The sequence below is a fragment of the Bifidobacterium rousetti genome, from assembly GCF_008698235.1.
GTDB classification, from domain to species: Bacteria; Actinomycetota; Actinomycetes; order Actinomycetales; family Bifidobacteriaceae; genus Bifidobacterium; species Bifidobacterium rousetti.
The window spans coordinates 100850-108985 of record NZ_PEBH01000011.1 but is presented as its reverse complement, the minus strand read 5'-3'; the positions used below and the strand labels follow the sequence as shown (position 1 = coordinate 108985).

Genomic DNA, 8136 nt, shown 5'->3' with positions numbered 1-8136 from the left:
AGAGGATGTGGGAGAGTAGCACGTCGCCGCTACACACGTAACCGAATCCCCGGCAGGACAACACAGTCCCCGGGGATTCCTGTTTTCCCGGCTCCGGGCGAACCCGACCCGGAACGGGCGGGAGTACGTTCCCCCGGACACTCCTAAGAAACTTCCGGACAACCGTACTCCTACGATCGGTATCCGTACGGTTGGCCGGAAACCGGTCGAAAACACCCGGACAACCGTACTCCTACGATCGGTATCCGTACGGTTGACCGGAAACCGGTCGAAAACCTCCGCAAGAACGTACGCTGACAGGCAATGGCAGCATCCGCAGCCTGATCCTTATCGGGCGGACAAGGAGTTTTAGGCATGGCCGACCTCAATCCGCAGTCGCTGGTCACCTTGTGGCGCATCGAACAGTACGGTTCGTTCTCCGCCACGGCCAAGGCGACCGGATGGTCGCAGCCGGCCATCAGCCAGCAGATCAGAAAACTGGAATCGCAATGCGGCACCACGCTGGTCGATCGCACGTCACATGGCGTCGCGCTGACGGCCACGGGCGTGATGCTCGCACGTCACGGAGAGGCCATCGCGGACCGACTGGAACGGGCGTCACGCGAACTCAAGGACTATCGCGAACGCCGGTTCGCGCATCTGACGCTGGTCGCGCCGCCGTCGATCTGCTCGACGATCGCGGCCCGTGCGGTCGTCAAACTTGGCATGTTCACCGACATCGAACTGAGCCTGACGCAGATGGAGCCGCCCGAGGCGATCGCCCTGATCTCGCAGGGCAAGGCCGACGCGGCCGTCGTGTTCCGCTACAGCAGCATCCCCGGCTTCCTGCCCATCGGCGACGATCTTGTGTTCCAGACGCTCGGCGACGATCCGCTGCGACTGCTCGTGCGCCGATCCAGCGACATCGCGCGCACGTACGAGTCGGGGAACGCTCCCATCCCGCTGTCCGCGGCCAAGGACGAACCGTGGATAGCCGGATGCGCGACCTGCCGGGCGAACCTCGTCAAACTCGCCGCCCGCGCCGGCTTCACGCCGGACATCCGCCATTCCACGGACGATTACTGGGCGACGCAGAACCTCGTGGAGGTCGGCATGGGCGTCTCGCTCGTGCCGGCGCTCGATACGCATATCAATCTCGGCGGCGATCTGGTCGCCTGCCCGATCGCGGACGACTACGCGTCCCGCGAGATCGGCGTCGTCACGCGCGCAGGCGACGGTCGTCCGGCGCTGGAACCGCTTATCGCGGAGTTGAAGCGCACCGCGTTGCGGTATCTGACAGGTTCGGAAGGACGCTGACAGCCGATAAGCAACATTGCCAACGCCATTATGATTCCGGGGTGCCCGGGCGTTGAGGGGTCGCCATGCGCCGGGAACAATGGGCGTCATGGATACGAAGAGCAGCATCATCGACCGTGTGACGAACGAGACGGCGGAATCCGACGGCGGTTTCGACGCCGCGCGCATCGACGCCGAAAGCATCGAGGAACTCGAGCGCGTCGGATCGGACAAGTGGACCCGTCACCCCGGATGCATCGGGGCGTTCATCGCGGAGATGGACTACGGTCTGGCTCCGTGCGTCGCCAAGGCCATCGAGAAGGCGACCGCACGCGGCGCGCTCGGCTACATCCCCGACCCGTGGAAGCGCGAGGTCGCACGCTCCTGCGCCGCCTGGCAGCTGCGCTACGACTGGAACGTGAATCCCGCGGTGATCCGGCCGGTGCCGGACGTGCTCGAGGCGCTCGAGGTGTTCCTGCGCGAGATCGTGCGCGCCGGCAACTCGATCGTCGTGCCGACGCCCGCGTACATGCCGTTCCTGAGTGTGCCGCGCCTGTATGGCGTCGACGTGATCGAGATCCCGATGCTGCGTGCGTCGTCCGGCGACTCCGGCGAGGCTGGCGACTCCGGCGCGGAGTGGCTGTTCGACTTCGACGCGATCGAGCGCGCGTTCGCGTCTGGCTGCCACGCGTTCACGCTGTGCAATCCCCACAATCCGATCGGCAAGGTGCTCACGCGCGAGGAGATGCTGCGCATCTCCGATCTCGCGGCGAAGTACGACGTGCGCATCTTCTCCGACGAGATCCACGCGCCGTTCGTCTACCGCGGTCACAGGCATGTGCCGTTCGCCTCGATCAACGAGCGGACCGCGATGCAGGCGTTCACGTCCACGTCCGCCTCAAAATCCTTCAACATCCCCGGCACCAAGTGCGCGCAGGTGATCCTCACCAACCCCGACGACCTCGACATGTGGATGCGTAACGCGGAATGGTCCGAGCACCAGACCGCGACCATCGGCGCGATCGCCACCACCGCGGCCTACGACGGCGGCGGCGTGTGGTTCGACGGCGTGATGACCTACATCGAACGCAACATCGCGCTGGTCAACGACGAGATGCGCACACGGTTCTCGCGCGTGCGCTACATCCCGCCGCAGGGCACGTACATCGCGTGGCTCGACTTCTCGCCGCTCGGACTGGACGATCCTGCCGGATACTTCCTCGAGAAGGCCGGAGTCGCCCTGACGGACGGACGAGAATGCGGCGAGTGCGGCGCCGGATGCGTCCGCATGAACTTCGCGATGCCCTACCCGCTGCTCAAGGAGTGCTTCGATCGCATGTATGAGGCTTTGCGCGCGGACGGGCGGTAAGCTGTCAGGCATGTACACCGACATCATCTTCGATTTCTGTGACGTGCTGGTCGACTGGAGGCCGCGACGCGCCGTCGAGGGTCTGTTCCCGGACGACGTGCTCGACGCGCTCTTCGACCGGCGCGACCCGTTCGGCTTCTGGCATTACGACATCCTGTCCGATCTGGGCTGGAGCGAGGAGCAGGTCCTCGCCGAATACGCGGCGCGGCATGGCATCGGGGAGGAATCAGGCGGCAAGGCACGCCAGCTGGAGGCGTACGCCACGTATTTCCGGCGCCAGCGACGTGCGCTCGTCGGCATGATCCCCGGCATGGAGACGCTGCTGCGCGATCTGGACGCGGCCGGCGTGCGGTGTTGGGGGCTGACCAACTTCACCGTGAAATACGTCGACGCGGCGCGCGAGCTGTTCCCCTCGCTGAACATCCTGCGCGACGTGGTCGTATCCAGCGCCGAGAAAATCCATAAGCCCGATGCGGAGATCTACCGGCGCGCGGTCGCGCGGTTCGGTGTCGACCCGGCGCACACCGCGTTCGTCGATGACAAGCAGCGCAACGCCGACGCCGCATCGGCCGCAGTACCGGGCTTGACCGGCATCCGCTTCGTCGACGAAGCGACGCTGCGCCCGCTGCTGCTTGGGCAGTGAGAGTCAAGATGAGAGTATGAAGCATGCGATGCGTGTCAAGGTGTTCATTCGTGAGCGTGTATGCCGGTCGGAGTTCGATGCAGGGGACGTCCCCGGCAGATTGGTACATCTGCTTGCGCTCGAGAGCGGTGGCTACTGCAGCTGACCGAATACGTCTATAAACACGGTCGTCACGGCTGGCTCATCAAGACCTTATACAGTGGTGCATATCGGCGATGCGATTTCAAGGGAGAAACGAATGGACAATTCAAGCGAGACATCTGTCGAATCGGATGCATGGCGTGACGGGATGATCAAGGATCTCACCCTGATGCTGTTGTGGCTGACGTCATGGGATGAGAATTCCAAGACCGAGGGTGCAAAACCCTTGCTGCGCTCGTGGGTCAGCTACAGCTGGGGCGCCGTGGATGCGCTACGTGACGAACAGCTGGTGGAGGGGCGCAAAGGCAACAAGTCCGTCTATCTGACGGAGCGGGGGATCGATCTCGCCGAGGCATTGGTCGATCGGTATCGGAACATGACCGGTGGTGGCGCTGCGAACGGTGTGGGTCATGGGCATCATGACATGTTTGCGCAGATGATGGAGGATGTCGACACCCTTACCGAGCAGGAAGCGCAGATGGTGGTGATGTCGCTGATGGCACGCGCGGCAGGTCGTCCCGACCTCGATCCCTCTGATGAACGGAACGATCTCGAACACGTCTTCGGTCCGCACGGATTGGTGACATTGCTGGAAGACGATGGTGACGAATCCCATGCGGATCATTCGGGCTTTGATCCGTTCCGCGGATACGCCAGCTACGGTGATTCAACACCGATGGATCATATCGTAGAACATATTGACACGAAGTACGTAGGCGTCGATGATCCGCGCTCATTTCTGTTGCGTGTGACCTTGCGTCTACACGATGCGACGTCACCTGACGGCAAGCCATTGGTATGTTGGCGTGAAATTGAGATGCCAGCCGGATCGTCCTTCACCGACCTGCACATGGCCATCCAGCATGCGTTCGACTGGAAGGACTACCACCTATGGAACATCCAGCTGAACAGTCGCGGTGTGAAATACCAGTTGGAGTCCTCGTCGAACGAGAATTCGTTCGACGACTACTGGAGCCGGCGTACGCCCGCCGACGCGGACACCGTGCGTCTTGATGAAGTGTTCCCGCGCAGCCGCACCGCGCTGTACACGTACGATTACGGCGACAACTGGGAACACGAGATCAAGCTTGTCAAGACCAACACAACGAGCGGGATCGAACATCCCACGGTTTGTGGGAGTGAGGGTGACGCACCTCCTGAAGACGTCGGAGGACCATGGGGGTTCGCCGAGTTCCTCAAGGCGTATACCGACCCGAACCACCCCGATCACAAGTTCATGGTCGAGTGGAAGAAAGGGATCGATTCACTGTGATGCCATGATGACGGTCAGCTGCCGCTGTCGATGTACACCCAGCCGTGCTCGGCGTCGGGCGAGCCGGGCGCGTAGGCGTAGTAGTCGTGCCAGCCGGTCGTCGTGCCCCGGTTGAACCCGTAGCCGTAGGCGCTCTGGTGCGCGCAGGTGAAGTCGGTGGTGAGCACGGCGACATGGTCGATGCCGTACTTCCTGATGGCGCTGTAGACGGAGGAGCCGCTGTCCGCGCCCGAGCCTTCGACCATCCGCACCTCCGAGCGCAGCATGTCGTCCGAGCTGGTCTCGTCGTAGGTGACACTGTCGATCGAACAGCCGCGCAGCGACTGCTTGTGCTCGAGCATGACGTCTATCGCGTCGTCGAGCTGCGCGTGCGTGAACTTGGAGCCGTCCGTGGCGATGACGTATCGCGTATGACTGGTGTCGAGCGGCCTGTACGGCAGCCAGATCCAGAAATACGCGATGACGGCGAGCGCGACGACGACCGCCAGCGCTTTCCAGTGCCGCGCGATCGTCCGCAACAGGTTCCACGCGGTCCGGGCCGCGGCCGTGCGCGTCGGGTCCTTCTGCAACGTCAGGAAGACGAGGGCGACGACGAGGAGGATCGCGATGGACAGGACGCCGAGGGAGGCGTTGCCGGTCAGGGTCGTGGTCGTGGCGACGAGGAACGTGCCGAGGATCGAAGCCGTCTTGCCGAAGATGTCATACAGACCGTAGTACTCGTTGGCGTGCTCCTTGGGGATGATCTTGCCGTAGTAGGAGCGCGACAGGGCTTGGATGCCGCCTTGGAACATGCCGACTAGGATCGCGAGGATCCAGAATTCGACGGCCGACTTAAGGAAGAACGTCGCGAAGAACACGATGCCCATGTACGCGGCGACCGCGACCATGATCATCGGCTTGCAGCCGAAGCGGCCGGCCAGCCGCCCGTAGAGGATCGCGCACGGGAACGCGACGAACTGTGTGACCAGCAGCGCGACGACCAGCTGGGTCGAGTCGATGCCGAGCTGCGTGCCGTACGACGTGCTCATCGAGATCACGGTGTTGACCGCGTCGATGTAGAAGAAGAACGCGACCATGAACATCCACAGCGGCTTGTTCTTGACGAGCTTGCGCAACGTGCCGGCGAGCTCGGTGAACGTGCCGCGCACCGCCTCGGCGGCGTGGTCGCGCGTCGCACGGTAGTGGACCTGCGTGTAGCTGGTGAGGAGCGGGATCGTGAACGCGACCCACCAGATGGCGGTGATGACGAACGCGGCGCGCGTGCACGCGGCCGTCGACCAGCCGAGGATCGCCGGGCCGCCGAAGATCAGGGCGATGCAGGCGATGAACGGGATGGTCGAGCCGACGTAGCCCCAGCCGTAGCCGTGCGAGGAGACCTTGTCCATGCGTTCGTTCGACGTCGTGTCGATGAGCATCGAATCGTAGAACGTGAGCGAGCCGTTCAAACCGATCGTCGCCAGCACGTAGACGATGAGGAACGGCAGCCACGTCAGCGGCAGGGCCATCGCGCAGCACATGACCACGCCGGTGCCGAAGAAGCCGAGGAAGAACTTGATCTTCATGCCCTGCACGTCGGCGATCGAGCCGAGCAGTGGCATGAGCAGGGCGATCACCAGCGAGGCGATCGTCTGCGCGTAGCCCCACGCGGACACGATGTTGCCGTCGGCCGGCATCAGCGACTTCGCGTAGATCGGGATGACGGCGGTCGACAGCAGCACGAACGCGGAGTTGCCCACGTCATAGACGATCCACTTCTTCTCGCGCGCGGTGAGCTTGGCGGAGGCGGGCAGGGCCGCGGTGGTGCTTTCGGGCATGTTCACTCCTCGACGAATCCGTGGGCGTTCGACGGAACGTCCAGACCACCTTTAATCGTACGGATGCGGGACGCCGGTGCGGGCCGTGGATAGGTGAACGCAGGATGAACTTCTACCGAGGCGTATGTGGGTGTCATTTCCTAGGCAGGTTTTGCGTTTCTTAGGCAGGTCGCGTCTCGTGCCCATCGGATAAGGCGCGGAAAATCACGGTTCCTTTTTGTGTTTTCCACGCCCACCTGCCTAGGAAGTGAGAAAAGTGCCTAGGAAATGGGTGCGTCAGCACGAGGACTGCGAATCGGGCGCGACTCCGGCGAGCGCGATCGCCTCGTCGGCGGACGGGCAGACCGGCACTCCGGCGCGGGAGCGCTGGATGGCGATCGAGGCGGCCGCGTTGGCGATGTTCACCGCGTCGGCGAGCGACCAGCCCTTCGCGAGCATCGCGCACATCGCGCCGGTGTGGCAGGAGCCTGCGGAGCGGGTGTGCACGCCCTTGGTGGGGTAGCCCTCGACGTGGATCGTCTCGCCGCCGGGTTCGCGCACCCACGCGCCGCGCGATCCAGCGCGCACGACCAGCGGGGCGCGCAACGTGTTGCCGAGCGCCTCGCACAGCGTCTTCATCGCCTTGTCGAAGCCGCCGCCGACGGTGAGCGTCTCCTCCTCGTCGATGACGATGCCGAGTCGTTCGGCCAGCGTGGTCGCCTCCTGTCGGTTGCACGACCAGATCGGCCGGGCCAGCACCAGATCCTCGAGCAGGTGGTCGTTGACCAGTTTCAGCGTGTTCGTGGGGTTGATGACGAGCCGGTACGGGCGCTTCCTCGGATCGGTGCCGGCGCGGTCCATGAACCCGTCGATGCCGGCGGCCGTGTGGTCGAGGAGCGTGTTGCCGGAGATGTGCACCACGTCGCCGGCACCCGGCTCGAGGGCGTCGAACGTGCGCTCGTCGCCCTGCGCCTCGGCGCCGTAGTGCGCGACGAAGGTCTTGCGTCCGTCGGCGTCATGGAACACGAGGCGGAATCCGGAGTCGGCGTCGAGGCGGCTCGGCCCGACGTGCGCGATGTTGTCCTCCTCGTACGCCTTGCGGATCATCGACGCCCACACGCCGTTGCCGATGACGCCCGCGTGCTCGGCCGGGACCCCCATGCGGCTGGCCGCGTCGAGGACGCGGTAGCTGCCGCCGATGGCCGGGTGCGCGTCGTCGGCGACGGCGAACCCGCCGCTCGCGGGCAGCGCGTCCACGTCCATCATGATGTCGACCCACACCTGCCCCAGGGAGATCACCGCGGGGATGTGCGCGGGCGCGTCGGCGTTGCCGGCATCGGGCTGCGTTTCGGCGCCGGTGCCGGTGCTGGCAACGCGCTCGCGCTCCTCCTCGCGACGCCGCAGTTCCTCCTCCTGTTCGGCCTTCCTCTTCGCGATCAGCCTGCCGAGCATGGTCTCCTCGTTGACGGTCAAACCGAGCATTGTCGTCCTCCTTGTGCCCGTGGAAGCGGCCGGTCGTGGCCGTTCCTTTTCGATTTTCATCGCCGCGTCGTCGCCCCGTCGGTCGTTCCCCGCCGTGCGTCAGTGCGCGGCTTGGATGCGGGCGGGACTCTCCGCCATATACAGTCTGTTATGTTGCAGT

The 8136-nt window shown here is 64.3% G+C and carries 6 protein-coding genes; 4 read left to right on the top strand and 2 right to left on the bottom strand.

Annotated elements, in window-relative coordinates:
* The first annotated feature begins 354 nt into the window (after nucleotides 1-354).
* The 4 genes from CSQ85_RS11145 to CSQ85_RS11130 all read left to right on the top strand — a co-directional run bounded on the left by CSQ85_RS11145 (nucleotide 355) and on the right by CSQ85_RS11130 (nucleotide 4701).
* Nucleotides 355-1296 (top strand): LysR family transcriptional regulator, encoded by a 942-nt coding sequence (locus CSQ85_RS11145; protein WP_150384101.1) that lies wholly within the window; start codon nucleotides 355-357, stop codon nucleotides 1294-1296.
* Between the two features lie 88 nt (nucleotides 1297-1384).
* On the top strand, nucleotides 1385-2644 hold the full coding sequence (locus CSQ85_RS11140) for a MalY/PatB family protein (RefSeq protein WP_150384100.1): 1260 nt from the start codon (nucleotides 1385-1387) through the stop codon (nucleotides 2642-2644).
* A 10-nt stretch (nucleotides 2645-2654) separates the two neighbouring features.
* Complete coding sequence (locus tag CSQ85_RS11135; RefSeq protein ID WP_150384099.1) at nucleotides 2655-3287, top strand: HAD family hydrolase; 633 nt, start codon at nucleotides 2655-2657, stop codon at nucleotides 3285-3287.
* 238 nt (nucleotides 3288-3525) lie between these two features.
* On the top strand, nucleotides 3526-4701 hold the full coding sequence (locus tag CSQ85_RS11130) for a DUF6429 family protein (RefSeq protein ID WP_150384098.1): 1176 nt from the start codon (nucleotides 3526-3528) through the stop codon (nucleotides 4699-4701).
* Between the two features lie 14 nt (nucleotides 4702-4715).
* On the opposite strand, the gene CSQ85_RS11125 is transcribed toward CSQ85_RS11130, so the two are convergent.
* Nucleotides 4716-6515: an MFS transporter gene (locus CSQ85_RS11125; RefSeq protein WP_395956867.1), complete on the bottom strand. Its 1800-nt coding sequence runs from the start codon at nucleotides 6513-6515 to the stop codon at nucleotides 4716-4718.
* Nucleotides 6516-6791: 276 nt separating this feature from the next.
* Nucleotides 6792-7976 (bottom strand): PfkB family carbohydrate kinase, encoded by a 1185-nt coding sequence (locus CSQ85_RS11120; protein ID WP_223846953.1) that lies wholly within the window; start codon nucleotides 7974-7976, stop codon nucleotides 6792-6794.
* Nucleotides 7977-8136: the final 160 nt, after the last annotated feature.